The 18,788-nt window shown below is 61.7% G+C and carries 21 protein-coding genes and 1 riboswitch; of the genes, 8 read left to right on the top strand and 13 right to left on the bottom strand.

Annotated features, from left to right (window positions below; translation table 11 throughout):
- Positions 1 to 8 precede the first annotated feature (8 nt).
- The 3 genes from ACT53S_RS03440 to ribB all read left to right on the top strand — a co-directional run bounded on the left by ACT53S_RS03440 (position 9) and on the right by ribB (position 3,361).
- Positions 9 to 1,502: a sugar ABC transporter ATP-binding protein gene (locus ACT53S_RS03440; protein WP_476065913.1), complete on the top strand. Its 1,494-nt coding sequence runs from the start codon at positions 9 to 11 to the stop codon at positions 1,500 to 1,502.
- Positions 1,503 to 1,520: 18 nt separating this feature from the next.
- The gene (locus tag ACT53S_RS03435) at positions 1,521 to 2,309 is read left to right on the top strand and encodes an SDR family oxidoreductase (RefSeq protein WP_476065912.1); all 789 of its coding nucleotides are present in this window, start codon (positions 1,521 to 1,523) and stop codon (positions 2,307 to 2,309) included.
- A 161-nt stretch (positions 2,310 to 2,470) separates the two neighbouring features.
- A riboswitch (FMN riboswitch) is annotated at positions 2,471 to 2,615 on the top strand.
- Between the two features lie 116 nt (positions 2,616 to 2,731).
- Complete coding sequence (gene ribB, locus ACT53S_RS03430; protein ID WP_476065911.1) at positions 2,732 to 3,361, top strand: 3,4-dihydroxy-2-butanone-4-phosphate synthase; 630 nt, start codon at positions 2,732 to 2,734, stop codon at positions 3,359 to 3,361.
- Positions 3,362 to 3,453: 92 nt separating this feature from the next.
- Here ribB and ACT53S_RS03425 read toward each other — a convergent pair whose 3' ends face one another.
- The 12 genes from ACT53S_RS03425 to ACT53S_RS03370 form a co-directional block, all read right to left on the bottom strand.
- A complete protein-coding gene (locus tag ACT53S_RS03425; RefSeq protein ID WP_476065910.1) occupies positions 3,454 to 3,897 on the bottom strand; it encodes a pseudoazurin in 444 nt (147 codons plus the stop codon).
- 117 nt (positions 3,898 to 4,014) lie between these two features.
- Positions 4,015 to 4,716: a Crp/Fnr family transcriptional regulator gene (locus ACT53S_RS03420; RefSeq protein WP_476065909.1), complete on the bottom strand. Its 702-nt coding sequence runs from the start codon at positions 4,714 to 4,716 to the stop codon at positions 4,015 to 4,017.
- A 98-nt stretch (positions 4,717 to 4,814) separates the two neighbouring features.
- Positions 4,815 to 5,708, bottom strand: coding sequence for an SUMF1/EgtB/PvdO family nonheme iron enzyme (locus tag ACT53S_RS03415; protein ID WP_476065908.1), 894 nt, complete (start codon positions 5,706 to 5,708; stop codon positions 4,815 to 4,817).
- Positions 5,709 to 5,776: 68 nt separating this feature from the next.
- A complete protein-coding gene (nirK, locus tag ACT53S_RS03410; protein WP_142070677.1) occupies positions 5,777 to 6,916 on the bottom strand; it encodes a copper-containing nitrite reductase in 1,140 nt (379 codons plus the stop codon).
- A gap of 280 nt (positions 6,917 to 7,196) precedes the next feature.
- Positions 7,197 to 7,712 carry a DUF2249 domain-containing protein gene (locus ACT53S_RS03405; protein ID WP_476065907.1) on the bottom strand — a complete coding sequence of 172 codons (516 nt, stop codon included), beginning with the start codon at positions 7,710 to 7,712 and terminating at the stop codon, positions 7,197 to 7,199.
- Positions 7,713 to 7,803: 91 nt separating this feature from the next.
- Entirely contained in the window at positions 7,804 to 8,085 is a 282-nt protein-coding gene (locus ACT53S_RS03400; RefSeq protein WP_113378558.1) for a DUF2249 domain-containing protein, read from the bottom strand.
- A 184-nt stretch (positions 8,086 to 8,269) separates the two neighbouring features.
- On the bottom strand, positions 8,270 to 10,168 hold the full coding sequence (locus ACT53S_RS03395; RefSeq protein ID WP_476065906.1) for a nitric oxide reductase activation protein NorD: 1,899 nt from the start codon (positions 10,166 to 10,168) through the stop codon (positions 8,270 to 8,272).
- A 10-nt stretch (positions 10,169 to 10,178) separates the two neighbouring features.
- Entirely contained in the window at positions 10,179 to 10,982 is an 804-nt protein-coding gene (locus ACT53S_RS03390; protein WP_476065905.1) for an AAA family ATPase, read from the bottom strand.
- 68 nt (positions 10,983 to 11,050) lie between these two features.
- A complete protein-coding gene (locus tag ACT53S_RS03385) occupies positions 11,051 to 12,397 on the bottom strand; it encodes a nitric-oxide reductase large subunit (RefSeq protein ID WP_113378561.1) in 1,347 nt (448 codons plus the stop codon).
- Between the two features lie 28 nt (positions 12,398 to 12,425).
- The gene (locus ACT53S_RS03380; protein ID WP_113378579.1) at positions 12,426 to 12,878 is read right to left on the bottom strand and encodes a c-type cytochrome; all 453 of its coding nucleotides are present in this window, start codon (positions 12,876 to 12,878) and stop codon (positions 12,426 to 12,428) included.
- A 150-nt stretch (positions 12,879 to 13,028) separates the two neighbouring features.
- The gene (locus tag ACT53S_RS03375) at positions 13,029 to 13,304 is read right to left on the bottom strand and encodes a hypothetical protein (protein ID WP_142070684.1); all 276 of its coding nucleotides are present in this window, start codon (positions 13,302 to 13,304) and stop codon (positions 13,029 to 13,031) included.
- 8 nt (positions 13,305 to 13,312) lie between these two features.
- A complete protein-coding gene (locus tag ACT53S_RS03370) occupies positions 13,313 to 13,858 on the bottom strand; it encodes a cytochrome c oxidase subunit 3 (protein ID WP_476065904.1) in 546 nt (181 codons plus the stop codon).
- Positions 13,859 to 13,981: 123 nt separating this feature from the next.
- On the opposite strand from ACT53S_RS03370, the gene ACT53S_RS03365 reads away from it, so the two are divergent.
- From ACT53S_RS03365 to ACT53S_RS03355, 3 genes are all read left to right on the top strand, one after another.
- Positions 13,982 to 14,137, top strand: coding sequence for a hypothetical protein (locus tag ACT53S_RS03365; protein ID WP_476065903.1), 156 nt, complete (start codon positions 13,982 to 13,984; stop codon positions 14,135 to 14,137).
- A 9-nt stretch (positions 14,138 to 14,146) separates the two neighbouring features.
- The gene (locus ACT53S_RS03360; RefSeq protein WP_476065902.1) at positions 14,147 to 14,623 is read left to right on the top strand and encodes a hemerythrin domain-containing protein; all 477 of its coding nucleotides are present in this window, start codon (positions 14,147 to 14,149) and stop codon (positions 14,621 to 14,623) included.
- 80 nt (positions 14,624 to 14,703) lie between these two features.
- Positions 14,704 to 15,894, top strand: coding sequence for an NnrS family protein (locus tag ACT53S_RS03355; protein WP_476065901.1), 1,191 nt, complete (start codon positions 14,704 to 14,706; stop codon positions 15,892 to 15,894).
- A gap of 44 nt (positions 15,895 to 15,938) precedes the next feature.
- On the opposite strand, the gene ACT53S_RS03350 is transcribed toward ACT53S_RS03355, so the two are convergent.
- Entirely contained in the window at positions 15,939 to 16,271 is a 333-nt protein-coding gene (locus tag ACT53S_RS03350; RefSeq protein ID WP_476065900.1) for a helix-turn-helix domain-containing protein, read from the bottom strand.
- 346 nt (positions 16,272 to 16,617) lie between these two features.
- Here ACT53S_RS03350 and ACT53S_RS03345 point away from each other — a divergent pair, with 346 nt between their 5' ends.
- Positions 16,618 to 17,445 (top strand): transporter substrate-binding domain-containing protein, encoded by an 828-nt coding sequence (locus tag ACT53S_RS03345; RefSeq protein WP_113378567.1) that lies wholly within the window; start codon positions 16,618 to 16,620, stop codon positions 17,443 to 17,445.
- 51 nt (positions 17,446 to 17,496) lie between these two features.
- On the top strand, positions 17,497 to 18,777 hold the full coding sequence (locus tag ACT53S_RS03340) for an NAD(P)/FAD-dependent oxidoreductase (protein WP_476065899.1): 1,281 nt from the start codon (positions 17,497 to 17,499) through the stop codon (positions 18,775 to 18,777).
- The last annotated feature ends 11 nt before the right edge of the window (positions 18,778 to 18,788 follow it).

Below are 18,788 nucleotides of genomic sequence, written 5' to 3'. Positions count from 1 at the left end.
ACAGCGCCATGACTGCCAATGACCTCCCTCCCGTCCTCTCGCTCCGGCAGATCCGCAAGGTCTACGGATCGCTCGAGGTCCTGCACGGCATCGACCTTGATGTGAGAGCGGGTGAAGTCGTGGCGCTGCTGGGTGAAAACGGCGCTGGGAAATCGACCCTGTCCAGGATCATTTCCGGCGCCGTTCAGCAAACGTCCGGAACCATGACGTGGCTCGGCGCGCCCTATGCGCCAGCCACCCCACGTGCCGCCATGGATGCCGGCGTCGGCATGATCCATCAGGAACTGAAACTGCTTCCGCAATTGTCGATCGCGGAGAATGTCTTCGTCGGCCGCTATCTCAAGAAAGGCGGGCGCATCGATCGACAGGCCATGGAGGACCGCGCCTACGCGGGCTTGCAGAGACTTGGCCTCGACATCTCGCCCCGCCGCCTGGTCGAAGGCCTTTCAACCGCCAAGCAGCAGCTGATCGAAATCGCAAAGGCGATGACGCTGAATGCTAAACTGCTGATCCTTGACGAACCGACAGCAGCACTCGGTGGCGAGGAAACGCAACTCCTGTTCCGGCAGATCGAAAGGCTCAAGGCCGACGGTGTCGGGATCATCTACATTTCCCATCGCCTCGAAGAGATCCGGCAGATCGCAGACCGGATCGTGGTCATGCGCGATGGCGCCAAGGTCCAGGAATTCGATCGCGGCGACGTGCCGATCCGGACCATTGTCGAAGCCATGGTGGGCCGGTCGTTGGACCGCATGTTCCCGGCAGTCCCCGCCCCTGCGGACGACGTGATGCTGGAAGTGCGTGGGCTCTCATCGCCCACGGGTACATTCCGCAACATCGATTTCGCGGTAAAGCGTGGAGAAGTTTTCGGGATTGCCGGCCTCGTCGGTGCTGGGCGCACCGAGCTCGTGCGGGCGATCACCGGCGCCGACCCGATCGCTTCCGGCGACGTGGTGCTCAACGGCAAAGTGATTACGCCGCGTTCTCCTCGGGCTGCGATCCGCAACGGCGTCGTTCTGGTGCCGGAGGATCGCAAGCTCCAGGGCCTCGTTCTCGAACACTCGATCACCGAAAACATCGGTTACGCCAATTTTGACGCCGTTTCGAAAACCGGATTGATGACCTCAAAACGGCTCGGTGCATTCGCCGACGGCTATATCAAGAAATTCGGGGTCAAAGGTCGTGGCGAGCAGAATGCTGGCGAGCTCTCTGGCGGCAACCAGCAGAAGGTGGTTCTCGCCAAATGGCTGGCCCGCAATCCCAAGGTCGTGGTGCTGGACGAACCGACCCGCGGTATCGATGTCGGCGCCCGCTCGTCGATCTACGACACCATCATGGAACTCGCCCGCCAGGGCATTGCCGTCATCGTGGTCAGCTCGGACCTTGAGGAGGTGCTCGGCGTCTCCAACCGGATCATGGTGATGGCACAGGGAAAACAGGCCGGCATTCTCGACCGGGCCGATGCGAATGACGTATCGGTCATGGAACTGGCCACGAGCTGATTTGCAGGAGAACGACCCATGTCGGAAACAACTTTGAACGCCCCGAAACTCTTCGATCTTTCGGGCAATGTGGCGCTCGTGACGGGCGCCGGCAGCGGCATCGGCCAGCGGATCGCGATCGGGCTTGCCCAGTGCGGCGCGGATGTGGCCCTGCTCGACCGCCGCACGGATGACGGTCTGGCGACAACCGCGCGCCACGTGCAGGCAGCCGGTCGCCGCAGCATCGAAATCGCCGCTGACGTGACGCAGTCCACTGCTCTGAACGATGCGGTCGCCCGCACGGAGGCCGAGCTTGGACCGCTCACGCTTGCCGTCAATGCCGCAGGCATCGCCAATGCCAACCCGGCCGAGGAGATGGAGGAGAGCCAGTTCCAGACGATGATGGACATCAACCTGAAGGGCGTTTTTCTCTCCTGCCAGGCCGAAGCCCGCGCCATGCTCAAGAACGGTCGGGGCTCGATCGTCAACATCGCCTCGATGTCCGGCGTCATCGTCAATCGCGGCCTGAACCAGTGCCACTACAACGCCTCCAAGGCTGGCGTCATTCACATGACGAAGTCGATGGCGATGGAATGGGTCGGTCGCGGCATTCGCGTCAACACGATCAGCCCGGGCTACACGGCAACGCCAATGAACACGCGGCCCGAAATGGTTCACCAGACGAAACTGTTCGAAGAACAGACCCCGATGCAGCGGATGGCAACCGTCGACGAGATGGTTGGCCCCGCCGTCTTCCTGCTGTCCGGCGCATCCAGCTTCGTCACCGGCGTCGATCTCCTGGTCGATGGTGGCTTCTGCTGCTGGTAACCCCCGACTAACAAAAGGCCTCCCAAGCCTGCACGGTGCCATGCGCGCCGTGCTTTTTTTATTTGGCACCCATGTCAGCAGCAATTGCGACATCTGCGTCGATTTTTGCTGCACATGCTCAGTTTGCCCTTGAAAAACCGGTGGATTCTCCCCTACTCTTTCCATGTTCTCAGGGCGGGGTGAAACTCCCCACCGGCGGTATCCGGCTTTGCCGGGAGCCCGCGAGCGCTTTCACCCCGGTGAAAGGCAGCAGATCCGGTGCGATGCCGGAGCCGACGGTTAAAGTCCGGATGAAAGAGAGCATCGGCTATCGCGGCCCCTTGCGAAAGGGAGGCGCTGTGCTGTGTTCGCCCAAGGGATGGAATGGCGACCGTCAGGTCGTGTTTTGACCGCTCACGCGGTAACCCTTGAAAGGCACTGGAATGACACTTTCGAAAATTGAAGACGCATTGGAAACACTGGCGCGTGGCGGCATGGTCGTGGTCGTCGATGACGAGGACCGCGAGAACGAAGGCGATATCATCGTCGCCTCGGACCACGTGACCCCTGAAACCATCGCATTCATGATGAAGCATGCCCGCGGGCTTGTGTGCATCGCCATGGAAGGCGATCGACTGGATGCCCTCGACATCCCGCTGATGGTTCCCAACAATACGGAATACCTGAAGACGGCCTTCACGGTTTCGGTCGATTACATTCACGGAACAACCACGGGCATCTCGGCTGCGGATCGTGCTGCCACTGTCCGTGCCCTGATGGACCCGAACGCTTCTGCGGACGATTTCGCCCGGCCCGGCCACATCTTCCCGCTGCGCGCGCATCCGTCCGGCGTCCTGGGACGGCCTGGCCATACGGAAGCGGCCGTGGATCTTGCACGTCTGATCGGCGCCCAACCCTCCGGTGTGATCTGCGAGGTCGCCAACGACGACGGCACGATGGCGCGGTTGCCCGATCTCATCGCGTTCTGCAAGCTGCATGACCTGCCGCTCATATCGATCGAGGATCTGATCCGATACAGGGCGGCCCATCACGCCGCTGCAGTCGCGGCCTGAACCCACGCAGGGGGCTCTGCCCCCGAACACGGATTGAGCCCGTGTTCAGTGGCCGATGCGGATCCCCCCATTGCGGGCGGTAGAGACCTTGATCACTTCGCCGCGGCAACGGCCGCGTCGATCCGCTCACGCGCCTTCTTCGGCAGCTTCACTGCGTTAAAGGCATCCAAATTGGCGGCCGGAGCATCGCCGACGAGGATGGCTGCGACCATGCCCATGCCGACATGCGGTGCGCATTTGACGCCGTAGAGACCGGGCACGTCGAAGGTCACCTTGATCTGTTCGTTCATCTTGCCCTTGAACTCGGTCGCGCCGTCCGGGATCATTCCCTTGATGGATTCGGCATTGTGGCCCTTGTCGGTCGGGATGAAGGTTACGGTATCACCGGCTGCGATTTTCAGGCCGGCCGGTTCGAAGACCATGGCACCATCGGCGCCCTTGTTCAGCAGTTTCACCTCGAAATCGGCCGCAGCGGCGATGCCGGGAAGTGCCAGTGCGAGGGCTGCAACGGCGGCGATCATGCTTGGATATCTCATTGTCAGTCTCCTGTGTGCGGGAACGCTGTCGTTCCGTTGAGACAGACATAGGCGCCCCGAAGGCCGGCTTCTTTGCGCAAAATCAAGTAGCCGGGCGGTCGTTGCACGCCGCGGCACTCACTTCCGTTCGGCTGTGGCTGTCGCGAGCTGCTCGAGTGCGGTCAGGTTGGTGACAAGGAGTTTCTGGCGCCCGCCCTCAATCAGTCCTTTGCCTTCCCAAGCGCTGAAGATGCGCGAGACCGTGTGCAGGGTGGTGCCGGTCATCTCGGCAATGTCCTGCCGGGAGATGGGGAAATCGATGCGCAGACCCGAAGGCTCGACGCGACCGGCCTTTTTGGCCAACCGAACGACCGTATGGGCGACACGGCGCTCGACCTCCTGGGTCGACATTTCCCGGATGCGAACATGGGCTTCTTCCAGTCTCTGGCCAATCGTCTCCATGGCGCTGACGGCGAGACGCGGATTGTGCTCGACGAAGTTCGGCCAGAGATCCGTCGGCCAGCACAGCGTGACGCTGTCGACGGCAGCAATCGCTGTGCCGGGATAGTCGGCGCGCTGGAGGGCTTTGGCAAAGCCGAAGAGATCACCGGGATGGACCATGCGCACGATAATCTGCTGACCATCGGCCGTCACCTGCGTGACCTTCAAACGGCCATGCAACAGCAGAAAGAAGTTCTGCGCCGGCTGACCCTGCTCGAACACGGTTTCACCGATCGGGACGCGTCTCGACTGGGCCGGTACGAGCAGACGGTCGAGCTCGTCATCGGTCATGCGATCGAAGAGAGGCAGCGATTTGATGATCGTCCGGTCGAGTTTCAAAACGGCTTCCTTCGCCCAGGCGCATGTCGCATCGGCCAGGTCGGAAACCGGCCGCTTCGCGACGAGAAGGCGCTCATGCGAAGCGGAGGCAAGCTACATCAATGCGGCTGAAGAGCAAAGAGGAAGGAAGCATACCAGCGGGTGTCCTTGACCAGCCGGAAGCCGACGTGATCCGGCGGCACGCCCACCGCACAGCCGCCGCTTTTCGGGTCGCGGATGAAGGAGCTCAGCGGCGCACGATGCTTGCCCGACGCAATGTAGACACCACAGCTTTCCACGGCGTTCGCCTTCCCGTTGGCAGCCAGATCGACGCGCCGATTGCAGGTCGAGGTCCATTCCCAGACGTTGCCGGCGAAATCGGCAAGACCCGACCTGTTCTCGCCAAAGCTGCCATAGGGCATGGGTTCGGGATCGCGCGAGCGCTTGCGGGCCGCCTCGCGTTCATAATCGGCAAGCCAGCGCAGCGCGGGATTGCCGCTGTCGGCATCTATGCCAAGGGCATCATCGGGAAAATCCTCGGCAGCGGCAAAGGCGAGTTCGCGATCCTCGGGCAAACGCCAGAGCGAGCCCGTCTTCTCTGTCAGCCACTTTGCATAGAGGGTCGCATCGTCGTAGCTCACGCCCGTGACCGGCATGTCGGCGCGCGACGCCGTCGTTGTTTCCCGGGCGGGGCAGGCTCCATCAGCCGTACAGGCGTCGTAGTCCAGAGTGCTCACCTGGTACTTCATGATGGTCAGCGGACGTCCTACCGTCTCGTCTGCCTTTGGGCCGTCGACTGCAAATCCACCACGATAAAATTCGCCCGGCTGGCGGTAGGCAAATGTGCCGGGCTCAACGGTGATCACGGACGGATCCGGCAGCGCGGAGGGAGCAATACGGACGAGGCCCGCCTGCAGAACGACTGCTGCGGAAAGGGCGGCGATCAAGCCCATCGGCAAGAGCAGCGAAGTGATGGCCTTGTGCGGCAAGGGGGCGGATATCGAGGTGAGCATTGAGCAATCCTCACGGAGCGCGGGCAGGGTCGAAGGGCGCCTTTCGCGGGCGCCCTCCGGCAGTTCGATCAGCTTTCCGGCTTTACCACGGCGGTCATCAGATCGTCGTTCCAGTCACCGGTGACCTTGAAATGGGCGGCCGCGCCCTTTTCGAAGGCCTCGATCAGGTTGTGGTTGACATAGGCGTAGATGCCGGGCTGCTGGAAAGTGTAGTAGGCAGCACCAGCCGCCCCGCCGGGAATGAACCAGGTTTCCTGGTCGAGTTCCGGGGGATTGGCGAACTTGCCGGTCGCCCAGACATAGTCGCCATGACCGCCGATCAGGTGCGGGCGGGTGTCGCGGTTTGCCTGCGAGTGGACGATGAGGACGCGGTCGCCGACTTCTGCCGTCATCGCGTTGTCGCCGGTCAGAGCTCCCACCGCACCGTTGAAGACGATGTGGCTCGGGGTGAGTGTGTTCATGACTTCAAGCACATCCGCATAGGCGTCGCCGGCGCTTTCGTATTTCTTGTAGTTGCCGTCGGCATCCTTGGGCACATAGAAGTCCTGCTCACCGACATAGTAGATCTTGTCGTAAGCCAGCTCGTTGCCCTTGTGATCCGTCAGCCCCTCCCGCGGCAGGACCATGATCGCGCCGTTCATGCCCGAGGTGACGTGCCAGGGAACCATCCCGGGAGGTGCGCAGTGATAGACGAAGACGCCCGCCTTCGTCGCCTTGAAGCGCAGGACCGCCTTCTCCCCAGGATTGACCAGCGTCAGAGCACCGCCGCCGAGCGCACCGGTGGCCGAGTGGAAGTCGATGTTGTGCTGGAGTGTATTGGTATCCGGATTGATCAGCGTCAGTTCCACATAGTCGTTCTGGTGCACGACCATCAGCGGGCCGGGAACAGAGCCGTTGAAGGTCATGGCGTGCACCTCGGTCCCGGCATCGTCGACGACGATCTTCTTTTCTTCGATCGTCAACGTGAACTCGACAACTTTCGGGGCGCCTTCGGCCTTCTGTGAATGGGCATGGACAAAAGGCGGACGGACGAGGTCGACCTTTACCCGTTCGAGTTTGGCGATATCGGCGGCGACGGCGGCGGCGTCAGTCTTGATGGCTCCGCCCTCGGCACGCGCCACGGTCGAAGCGAAGACCGGCGCAAGGGCTCCGGCGATCGCGGCTCCCGTCAGCATCGTGCGGCGTGTGAGTGTGAGGCTCTGGGTCATGTCAGTCACTCCTTTGGAAAGAGCGAAGCGTCAACCGCTCCGTTGCTTTCCGTTTTACGACCAAACCGACGTTTCTATTTGTTGCGGAACAAATTCGGAAGGAAATGCGCCACCTCATGCTTCCGATCGACAAGAATAAATTCGCATGCTGTTGATGTAGATCAAGACAATCTCAAAAGTAGGCAGCACGGCTCTCGCGCGCACAAACACGCCCGGACGCGGCGCCAGGAGAACTCGGAAATGGTGTCATGTCCTCGAAGAGTGCCCTGGGATGGGAGCGTCAGTGGCCGCCGACGCGGATCAGCATCCGGTAACCCGAACCGTTCATATCCGGCTTTCCGACCCACTGGTGACCACGCTTCTCGAGTTCCGGCATCAGGAACACGGGTTCGTCGGAGAAGAGCGCGAAAAGGACTTCACCCGGTTCCATGAGATCGATGCGGGACAGGACCTTCTCCATCGGAACCGGTGGTTCCTGCCCGACGAGATCGAGTTGCCACAAGGGGTCGGGCCAGCCGGCCGCTTCCTCGGCCCCTGTGGATACGGCGATGTTGGCGGCAGCGCTCGGCATAGGAAAGAAGAGGACTTCCCAGTCGCCGTGATCCAGTTCGTTGATTTCGGCATCAAAGCCGCGTCTCGCCATGACGGTCAGCAGCGGTGTCGGGCGGAAGGTCGCCAGCAGGCGCAGTCCTTCGCCCGGCTGAAGGGCCTGCACCGCCTGCATGATCGCCGGAAAGGGCTCGCCGCCCTCTTTCAGGATCGGTCGGACATCGAGGTCCTTGAAACGTGGTGGCATCGGCTTTCCCTCCTCCGGAACCGGCGGCCGCAGCGCTTACTGTCCGGCTCCCATCAGGCGCGACATGGCGGGCACGTCGCGCCTTTCTTCTTCAATGACTACCGCCGCAATTGCAATTGCAGCTTTCGTGCTTTTCCCGTGTGATCCGGACCTGCCAGATCTCGGGTCCACGCTCCAGGTATTCCCAGCCGAAGAGGCCGGAGAAATGCATCTCGAGATGATAGTAGAGCGGCAAGGGATCGTGGTCGACGGTCAAGGTGACACCGCGACCCGGCTGAAGCGAATTCAGCATGCCGAAAATGCGCGGATGCCGTTCGGGGCGGGGAATGGTACGGACGTCGAGTGCCAGATGGTCTGTATCGGGTGCTGTCATAGAATATTCCTGTCGAAAGACGATGGGCCGATCCGCGACGTGCAGGCCGGCGTGCAACCCCATTTGAGCCAGAGTGCTGGCAGCGTCGTTGTGCTGCGACAAAGAACGGCAGAGGTCTCCCACGGACGGCAAGAGGCCCGAGCCGATTTCGCGACCCGGGCCTCTCAGATCGCGCGTTCGCGGATCAGCGGACGAGCGCGCGGTAGATCTGCGGCAGGGCGGCCGGCAGACGTCGGATATCCGGGACTACGGCATAGCCGTGATGGCCAAAGACGGCGGGAACGTAGGTTTTCGCCTCCTGATCGACGGTCACGCCAAAGACATGGACGCCACGACGGCGCGCCTCGCTCACGGCCCGGCGAGTGTCTTCGAGCGCAAAACGGCCTTCGTAATGATCGACGTCGTTTGGCTTGCCGTCGGTCAGAACCAGCAACAGGTGCTTTCGGTTGGGACGTTCCGCAAGCTTTGCCGTCGCGTGGCGAACGGCAGCACCCATGCGGGTGTAGTAGCCGGGTTTGAGAGCGGCGATCCGATTGCGGACCGACGCGCTCATCGGCTCGTCGAAGTCTTTGATGGTTTCCAGCCGCACCCAATCGCGCCGCCTCGATGTGAAGCTCAGGATGGAATGCGTGTCGCCGCAGGCGGACAACCCCTCTGCCAGTACCAACAAGGCTTCCTTCTCGACGTCGAGAACCCGGCGGTCGTTGAACCAGGCATCCGTGGACAGGGAGACATCGACCAGCAAGGTCACGGCGAGATCATGGACCTGTGGACGGCTTGCGAGGTGGATGCGGTCGGAGCATTCGCCGCTGGCAGCCAGTTCGGTGCGGCTGCGCACCACCGCATCGAGGTCGAGATCGACGCCATCCACCTGCGCCCGCAGCAGTTCGTGGCGCGGGCGCATCGCTTCGAACTGGCGTCTGACCCGGCGCGTCAGCGCCTTCATTTCCTCCGACGGCACCATTGGTGAACTGTGCTCCGAAGCGGGAGCGGCAATCACCCGGCAATGATCCTTCAGATAAATCCCGCGCCTGTAGTCCCATTCCGGATAGGTCAAATCGGCCTCAAGTGCAGAATGAACGCGTGCTTCCGGCGGAAGATCCAGGTCGAAGCGGAACCTGGCCGACGGGCGACCCTTGCGTTCTCCCAGCACCATTTCATCGAGTTCGTCTGCGGCGGCAGAATCGTGATCGTCGCTGTCATCACCGGGCCGGTCGACATTGACCATCTCCGCCATGGCGAGGATTTTTTCAAAGCGATTCAGGATGAAGGGGCTGCGCTCCCCCTTGATGGCCGAATCCTTCTCGCGGGTCGCGACGTGGCGGCCGGCGGCCTGCGCCTCCCGCCGGCCTTGACCGATCGGTTCATCCCGGTCCTCTCGCCCGTGCCACTCGTCTCGTATCAGCGCCTGCGGCCAAAGCGGTATGGGCAGGATGGGCAGGTATCCCGCGGGCGCTTGCAAAGGGAATTCCCCGCCCGTCGAGAGTGGCGCCAGACCTGCACCATGGCGGAGAAGATCGATGATCCTGTCTTCAAGAACGCCTTCGACCCGGGGCAGCGAGCCACGCCGGCGCTCCGAGAGAAGCGCAGAACACAGCCTGCGATAGCGCTCGACAAGACCGGGGAAGGCTTGAAGCACCCGGGCTTCGAGATCGGATGCGGCCTGTAGCAGAGCGAGATCGGCCCTCAGCGGATCGGTCTCCGTAACCGGCTTGAGCGGCATCACGGCCATGGCAGCTGCCAGCCACACATAGAGATCGCGATTGAGGGCTGGCTCCGGCATCAGGTCAAGCACAGGAGGCAGCATCACGCTCGCCTCGTCACGCGCTGGATGGACGAGCTTTTCCTCGCCGAGACCGAGCCGCTGCCGAAGCTTCAGCCGATGCTGCGAGGTCTTTGCCCGCGCCGGCCCCAGTTGCACGGTGCGCTCTCCGCCAAACCCCCGGAAGCAGACGGAGAGGACCGGCAGCATTTCCTCGAGCGTGACAACTGCCTGAGGGTACCGCGGCCAGGTTCGGGTATCGCCGGCCAGTCTGTGCCAGGCGCGTCCAACCGTCTCTTCTAGCTCCAGAAAGTCCAGCATGACCTTGCTCCTAGCGGATAATCGCCTGCGCCAGTTCGAGGAGGGCGGCGCGCACATCCGGCTCGTCGGTCAACGGTTCGATCATGGCTGCACGTATGGCATCGCGTGGGGCAAGACCGGCGTCGATAAGGCTCGCGCAATAGACGAGCAGCCGGGTCGAGACGCCTTCCTCCAGATCGTGACCCTTCAGAGCCCGCAGCCTCCGCGCCAGTTCGACCAGCGGCTCCACCGTTGCCACCGGAAGACCGCTTTCTGCGGAGACGACCTCGATCTCGCGCGCCTTGGGCAGGAAATCGAATTCGATGGCAACGAAGCGCTGGCGGGTCGAGGGCTTCAGCGCTTTCAACAGGCTCTGATAGCCGGGATTGTAAGAGACGACGAGCATGAAGGAGAGCGGGGCTTCCAGCTCTTCGCCCGTGCGTTCCAAGGGCAGGATACGCCGGTCGTCGGTGAGCGGATGCAGGACGACGGCAACGTCCTTGCGCGCCTCGACCACTTCGTCGAGATAGCAGACGCCCCCCTCACGCACGGCGCGGGTCAACGGGCCGTCGACCCAGACCGTCTCGCCGCCCTTCAGAAGAAAGCGGCCGGTCAGATCGGCTGCGGCCAGATCGTCGTGGCAGGAGACGGTGGTGAGCGGGAGGCCGAGCTTTTCGGCCATGTGGCTGACGAAGCGGGTCTTGCCGCAGCCGGTCGGACCTTTCAGCAGCAGAGGAAGTTGCCGCGTCCAGGCGGTCTCGAACAGGGCACATTCGTTGCCGGCGGGAGCATAGGCCGGGATATCGGGCTGCAGATTGCGGGCGATGATGTTCATGGATCTGATCCTTGAGATGGGATGAGCCACCCCGCCTCCCACGATGCCGAGGGCGGCGGGGCTGGGCCTCATTCGGCGGGTTCGGCAAGGGCCGTGATGCGCGCCTCTGGCTGTCTGCCAGGCACGAAGAGTGCCCAGAGGAACATCAGCGCGGAGATGAGTACGACGACACCCGAGCCGAGACGGATCCAGTAGAAGAAGGCGAGTTGATCCTGGACGGCCATGTAGCTTTCGCCAAGGATCCGCTGCAGATGAACCTGGATGACGCCGGCGAAGGTGAGCGCGAAGGTCATGACGGACATCGCCGTGCACATCATCCAGAAGCTCGCGATCGAAAGCCACTGATTGTAGGGCGCGCGGCCACGAATTTCAGGCACCGCATAGGCCATGATCGCGAGGTTCAGCATCACATAAGCCCCGAAGAAGGCGAGATGCCCGTGGGCTGCGGTCACCTGGGTGCCATGGGTATAATAGTTCACCGAGGACAGGGTGTGCAGAAAACCCCAGACGCCGGCACCGAAGAAAGCCATGACCGAGCAGCCGATCGACCAGAGAAGTGCGGCGCGGTTCGGATGCTTTCGGCCGGCTTTCCAGGTCATCACGAAAGTGAAGATCACCATGGTGAAGAAGGGGGCGACTTCGAGCGTCGAGAAAAGCGACCCGATCCACTGCCAGTAGCCCGGCGCACCGATCCAGTAATAGTGGTGGCCCGTGCCGAGGATGCCGGAGAAAAGCGCCAGACCGATGATGACGTAGAGCCACTTCTCGACCACTTCGCGGTCGATGCCGTTGAGCTTGATCATCAGGAAGGCGAGGACCGACGCCATGATCAATTCCCAGACGCCTTCGACCCAAAGGTGGACGACATACCACCAGTACATCTTGTCGAGCGCGAGATTTATCGGATTGTAGAAGGCGAAGAGGAAGAAGATCGCCACACCCCAGAGACCGAAGAGCAGGATGTTGGTGACGACCGTCTTGCGTCCCTTGAGCGACGTCATCGTGACGTTGAACAGGAACATCAGGCAGACGATGACGATGCCGACCTTGATGGCGAAAGGCTGCTCGAGGAATTCGCGCCCCTCGTGGATGTGGAACATGTAGCCGACGACCGCGACGGCGGCGGCGATCAGGAAGATCCAGAACTGCGCGATGGCGATCTTCGGGCTGTAGAGTTCCGTCTCGGCTTCTTCGGGAAGCAGGTAATAGGTGGCCCCCATGAAACCGATCAGCAGCCAGACGATCAACGAGTTGGTGTGGATCATGCGAACGATATTGAAGGGCAGGAGCTCGGAGAGTGTGTTCGGCAGCACGTAGATCGTGCCGGCCAGGACGCCGAAGAGCAGCTGGGCGAGAAAGAGGCCGAGCGCGCCGTAAAAATACAGCATCGCGACCTTCTGGGTTTGGTATTTCATGGTCATGTCTCCTTGGGTCACGAAGGGCTCAGCCGGCCTCGTTCGGCGGCCAGTTCTGCGTCTTGATCTTGCTGGTCCATTCGAGGAAGTCGGCGAGATCGTTGATCTCGTCGTCAGTCAGGTTGAACTGCGGCATCTGCCGGCGACCCTCGACGCCGGAAGGCTGCGCTGCCATCCACGCACGCAACGTCTCACGCGCGCTGTCCCGGTCCTCCTGGCCGCCCCAGCGGGTCCAGACATTGCCGAGCTCCGGGGCGAAATACGCCCCCTCCCCCAGCAGCGTATGGCAGTTGATGCAGGCGTTTTTCTCCCAGACGTGTTTGCCGCGGGCGACGCTGTCGGTCAGCGTCGCCTCGTCCGTCGAGGTGGTGCGCATGTAGTAATGGCTATGGGCTGTCAGCCCCACGAAGATTGCAAAAAAGAATATGGAGCCGCCGTAGAAGACGTTGCGCGCTCCGGTCTTGGTCAGGCGCTCAGCCATGCCTTTGTCCTTCCGTCTGCCGGTGTTTAAGGTGCCGGTCGTTGAGATCGCCGCGATGCGCCTGTGCTTGCTGTGGTCGTCATGGCGGGACGGTCCGTTTGTAGCGACTGGTGAAAAGCCTTCTTTGCGCATCGACAAAGAGCGGGACGATCATCCGGTGAAGGCGACCGCCAGCGAACGGGCAAAGGCGGCACTGAGCAACAGCGCGGGCCAAGTCATGAGGGCAAGCCGCATCGGATGCGCCACGCCTCGAAGCTCGAGAAAATCGAGGATCACGAGACGCCCCTTGGCATAGGCGATGGCCAGTGCGGCGAGGATGGGGACCACCGTTGCGCCGGCAAGGGCCGCGATGATCGCCGCCCCGACCGCGCAGGTTACCAGCATGGCAAGCGCGCCCAAGAGTTCTTCCTGTTGTCTGCGGGTCATGACGGGCCTCACGCGAGATAGAGAATGGGGAAGATGACGAGCCAGACGAGGTCGATCACATGCCAGAGCGTGGCGATCAGGGTCACGTTCTCCCGGGCCGGTCGCAAGGCGACGAGCAAAAGAATGATCGCCCCGAAGGCGACATGCAGGAGGTGAAAGCCGGTGATGATGAAATAGAGCTCGAAGAAGGTATCGAGCGTGGCGTCTGCGGCAAAGCGGAACTCACCCCAGTATTCGAAGAGCTTGACGGCAACGAAGCAGAACCCGAGCATCGCTGAGACCGTCAGCGGCCGCCTTACGGCTGCGAGATCATCGCGCTGGCGCATCGCCACAGCGACGAAATAGCCACTGATGAGCAGGATCAACGTGTTGGCTCCCGCTATTCCCGGCCGCAAATGCAGACGGGCGAGCCCGAAAGCCTCTGCCTGGAAAGTCGAGACGACGAGAAAACCCAGGATCAGGATCCCGAAGGCGATGAGTTCGCTCCACACCAGGATCCAGAGCAGCAGTTGGTCGTCCTTTGCCTCCGGCCGGAGGCTCGTTTGATAGGCCATGGTCGCATCTCCCGTTGGTCAGCCCCGCTTCTAGAAGAGCGAAGCCCCTTCCTCTTTGTGGAAGCGCAAAGAAGCCTGACGAAAGGCAAGGCAGAGTGTCGGCACAACGAAAGGAAGACCGACATGACGGATGCACAGATTGGCCTCGTCGTCGCCACGCCCGTGATCATGGGCTTTGCGCTCATGCTTTATCGCATGGGCGTTCTCCAGCCGACCGGCACCATTTCCGCCATCGCAGCCTCTGGCGTGATCGCAGCCATCCTGTTTTTCGGACAGTAGGAGATTCGGATGCCTACAAACGACTGCATCACGGCCGCGCAGGTCAGCCTTCTCGAGGGCCGGCATCTTGAACTGCTCGCGCTCTGCCTGGAACTTGAGGAACTCGCGGCAGATCTCGATGGCGGGGATATCCCCGCCAAGGTCGCCACACTCGCCGCCCGCGTGGAGCCTCTGCTGACGGAGGCGCAAAGGCTGGAAGAGGAGAGTTTCTATCCTCGCCTCGAAGAAAACGCCGGCTCCTGTTTCGGTTCGTTGATGATTGCCCAGATCAAATCTGAACACCGACTTGATCGCCGGGCGGCCCATGAACTGGCCATGACGCTTAATGCGCTTGGCGATCGCCGTTGTTCGCTGTCGCTGGAGACGGTGGCGCTCATGGTGCGTGGGTTCCAGGAATATCTCCGGCGCCACGTGTGCGCAGAACAGATCTTGATCGACAGCCTTCTGGCCGCGACAGGCGACGCTGCCCCAGCCGCCGCCCCGTGATCATACGCGTTCCCTTCCCCGGCGTTTGAGCCAACTCGGCTTCCGGGGCCTCGATTGTTTCCGCCTCGAAAGGCATTGGCATGCACCGTCTTCCCCCTCAATCACTCGTTCAAACACTGCTGTCTGGAGGTTTTCGCCTGTTCTTTCCGGCAGGCGCGCTCATGGCCGCACTCGTCATCGCCATCTGGGTGCCCTGGTATCTTGGCCTGCTGGACATGCCCTCCGCACTTCCGCCGCTTGCGTGGCATCAGCACGAATTGCTGTTCGGTTTCGTCCCGTGTGTGGTCGCCGGCTTTCTGTTGACTGCGGTGCCCAACTGGACCGGCCGACCGGCCATCTCTGGAAAGCCGTTGCTCTGGCTCTTCCTGCTCTGGCTTATCGGGCGGGTTGCCATTCTTCTATCCGGCTGGATCGGTCTCGCCCTTGCCATTCCCATGGCGCTTGCCTTCCTACCGGTCTTCACTGTCGTGATCGGGCGTGAACTCAAGGCTGCGGGTAACCGGCGCAACTACAAGATCCTGATTATCCTGGCGCTTCTCAGCTTGGCGCAGTTCTCGTTCTATATCGAACTGCAGACCGTCGGCGATGTCCTCGTCTCCACCCGGCTCGCGCTCTCGGTCATCCTGTTGATGATCTGCCTTGTTGCCGGGCGTATCGTGCCCGCGTTTACCGGCAACTGGCTGAAGACCCGCAAGCCAGGGAAACTCCCTGTGCCGTTTTCACGCTTCGATGCGGCCGTCATCGTGTTGTCTGCACTCACCCTCGGTTCCTGGGTGGTGCAGGCGCGGGCACCATTTGAAATGACAGTGCCGGTCGGCATGCTGATGATGGCGGGCGCTTTGGCCCATCTCGTCCGTCAAATCCGCTGGTGTCCCGAACGGACCTGGGGTGAACCGCTCCTCTTCATTCTGCATCTTGGCTATTTCTTCGTGCCTGCAGGTTTCCTCCTGACGGGGCTCTCACTCCTGCTTGAAGAGCCCAGCCTTTCAACGGCCGGTATTCATGCCTGGACGGCCGGGGCGATCGGGATCATGACGCTCGCCGTGATGACACGGGCAACTCGGGGACACAGTGGTCAAGCGCTCCACGCTCCTTGGTCGACCGTCTGCTTTATCTATGCGCTCGCCATCATTTCGGCGCTGGCCCGCATCGTCGCCGCCCTTCTCTCGGTCAACACGACCGCTCTCCTGTCAATCGCAGGCCTTGCCTGGGTCGGAGCCTTTCTCGGTTTCGTCTTCCTCTACGCTCCGGCTGGAGGTTCACGGCGGTGATCGAGGGGGCGTATTTTTGGCAACCCGAGTCGGCCTGATCGGGCTCAACCGCCCGCACCAAAGGGTCCGTTTTTGGCCATCTCCGGATACTGCACGGTCTCGCGTGTGTCACTTTCGAGAGAGCTTGACGTCGGCACGGTGAGGCGGATTCCTACACCGCCGGCGGCACTCGTTGTCCGCTCGGCGATGAAGGTTACCCCTGCCATCTCCAGAGCTGCGGTCACGGCGGCCATCTCGACGTCATCCTCAGGGAGATCGACGGAGCCTGCCTCAAGATCTTCGATCGCGACAAGCGATCTGCCGGCCCGATCGGCGAGATCAGCAGCGCTCATTCCGAGCAGCGCACGCGCTGCCGCGATCTGTTTTCCGGTGACCATAGGGGGCTCCCTCCTGCTTGGTCGCTTCTGCGACATCATCATCCACAATCACCATGGAAACGCCGCAACAGCGATCGAGGTCCCCGATCGGAGGATGAAGGCTGCGGATTTCGCCCCAGCCATGACGGCCACGCTCACCTGATCTTTGGACACCCCGCGGGTTGAGTTGTCTGACGAACCGACACTTTCTCCCGCCATCACGAAAGCAGATGACTGGATCAGCTTTTTTCATACGGCATGTCCGGCCTTACAGATTGACAGTTTCGAATTCATGACATCAACTGACATTGTCAGACATCTTACATATACAGGGAACAGTGTCTGTTCGTCTTACAGGAGGAATGCCATGAAGAAGTTCATCACCGGCTTGGCCCTGGGGGCCGCTGTCCTTGCAATGACGTCTGCGGCGCATGCCGGTTCGACACTTGATCGCGTCATGGGGAAAAAGGCGATGGTCGTCGCCACCAACAGCGGCTGGCCGCCGCAGAGCTATCTCGACGACAATAACGAGATGGTCGGTTTCGACATCGACGTTTCCAAGGAAATCGCCAAGCGGCTCGGCGTTGAGGTCAGCTTCGAAACACCGGAATGGGCAACCCTGACGGGCGGGCGCTGGCAAGGACGCTATGATCTCGGCGTTGGCTCCGTCACGCCGACCAAAGCCCGCGCACAGGTGATCGACTTCGTCGGCATCTATTATTTCAGCCCCTATGTCTATGTCCTGCACAAGGACAGCACGGCAAAATCGGTCGAGGATCTGAACGGGAAGGTCATCGGCGTTGAGACGGCCACAACCTCGGAAGATTTCATCAATCGAAAGCTTGAAATCGACGCCCCCGGCCTGCCGCCGATCGAATACAAGCTCGAGCCCGGTGAAGTGCGTACCTTCGCCGATTCCATGTTGCCCTTCGATGACCTCCGCCTCGGCGACGGCGTTCGCCTTGATGCCGTGATCGCCCCTGAACAGACGGCGCTCAATGCGATCAAGAACGGCTATCCGCTGCGGATCCTTGAAGGCGAATACGCATTCCGGGAGCCTCTGGTGGTCATCGCAGAAAAGGTCGATCCGGAATGGACCGCCAAGGTCGGCGGCATCATCGAGGAGATGAAGAAAGACGGTACTTTGTCCGCCCTGACCACCAAGTGGTACGGCAAGGACTATAGCGCCAACTGACCTGCCGGCGTGGAGACAGGTTCTCCACGCCCAACCGCCTCCGGTGCCCCCATGAACTATCCCGACACTTATTATTCCAGGACGCTCACCGACCGGACCGAGCGGCCGGCGCTCTCAGGCGACATCACCTGTGACACGGTCGTCATTGGCGGTGGCCTCGCCGGCCTTACCACGGCCTTGCAACTGTCGCGCGGCGGGCAGAAGGTGGTCGTCCTCGAGGCGAAGTCGATCGGGTTCGGCGCCTCGGGGCGCAATGGCGGTTTCGTCAGTGCCGGTTATGCGACCGATGTCGAACAGATATCCGGGATCGCCGGCCGAGAGGCGGCACACCGCCTCTATCTGATGTCGATCGAAGGCGTCGATTTCGTCAGAGACACGATTTCAAGTCTTAGCATCGCCGGCGCCGATCCGGTCGACGGCGTCACAAGCGTGATGCGCTATGATGACGGCGACGGTCTGCGGACCTATGCCACCGAGGCGCGCCAAAAATACGGGCAGGACCTGGAATATCTCGACACCGCACGCGTTCGGCAGGAGCTGAAATCCACGCGCTATTTTCACGGCGTCCGGGATCGGAAGGCATTTCACATCCATCCGCTGAACTACCTGCGGGGTCTCGCGGCCGAAATCGAGCGGCTGGGCGGTGTGATCTGCGAAAACTCGAGTGCAATTGCCACCGAACTCAACGCTGGCAACAAGACGGTGCGCACAGCGGGTGGCACGGTAACCGCCCGAACCGTCGTCTTCTCGACCGGCGGATACACAGACCAACTGAACCCACGGCTCCGACGGGCGATGCTGCCGATCGCCACTTATGTCATGGTCAGCGAGGAGGCACCGGAGCTGATTGCCACGGCAATTACCACCCGAGACGGTATCGGCGACAACCGCCGGGCCGGTGACTACTACCGCCTGGTCGATGGCGGCAAACGGCTTCTATGGGGTGGGCGAATTACGACGCGCGCCGCCTCCATGTCCGGCCTGGTCCACGAACTGCGGCGGGAGATGACGGGTACCTATCCACAGCTGCGCGACCTCAAGACAGAATTGGCGTGGTCGGGGCTCATGGCCTATGCCCGGCACCTCATGCCCCAGATCGGTGAAATGCAGCCGGGTGTCTGGCATTGCACTGCCTTCGGCGGTCACGGCCTGAACACGACAGCGATCGGGGGCAAGGTGGTTGCGGAAGGGATCCTTGGCGAAAGTGACCGGTACAAGTTGTTTGCCCCTTTCGGCCTGGTCTGGGCTGGCGGCATGGCGGGTCTGGCAGCCGCACAACTCACGTATTGGAAGCTCCAGGCACAAGACTGGTGGCGCGAACGAGCGGCCTGAAAGGACAGCAG

Source organism: Allorhizobium sp. DMC15 (assembly GCF_056314065.1).
Note: the sequence above shows the minus strand (reverse complement) of the source record. Positions and strands in the feature narration are given on the sequence as shown.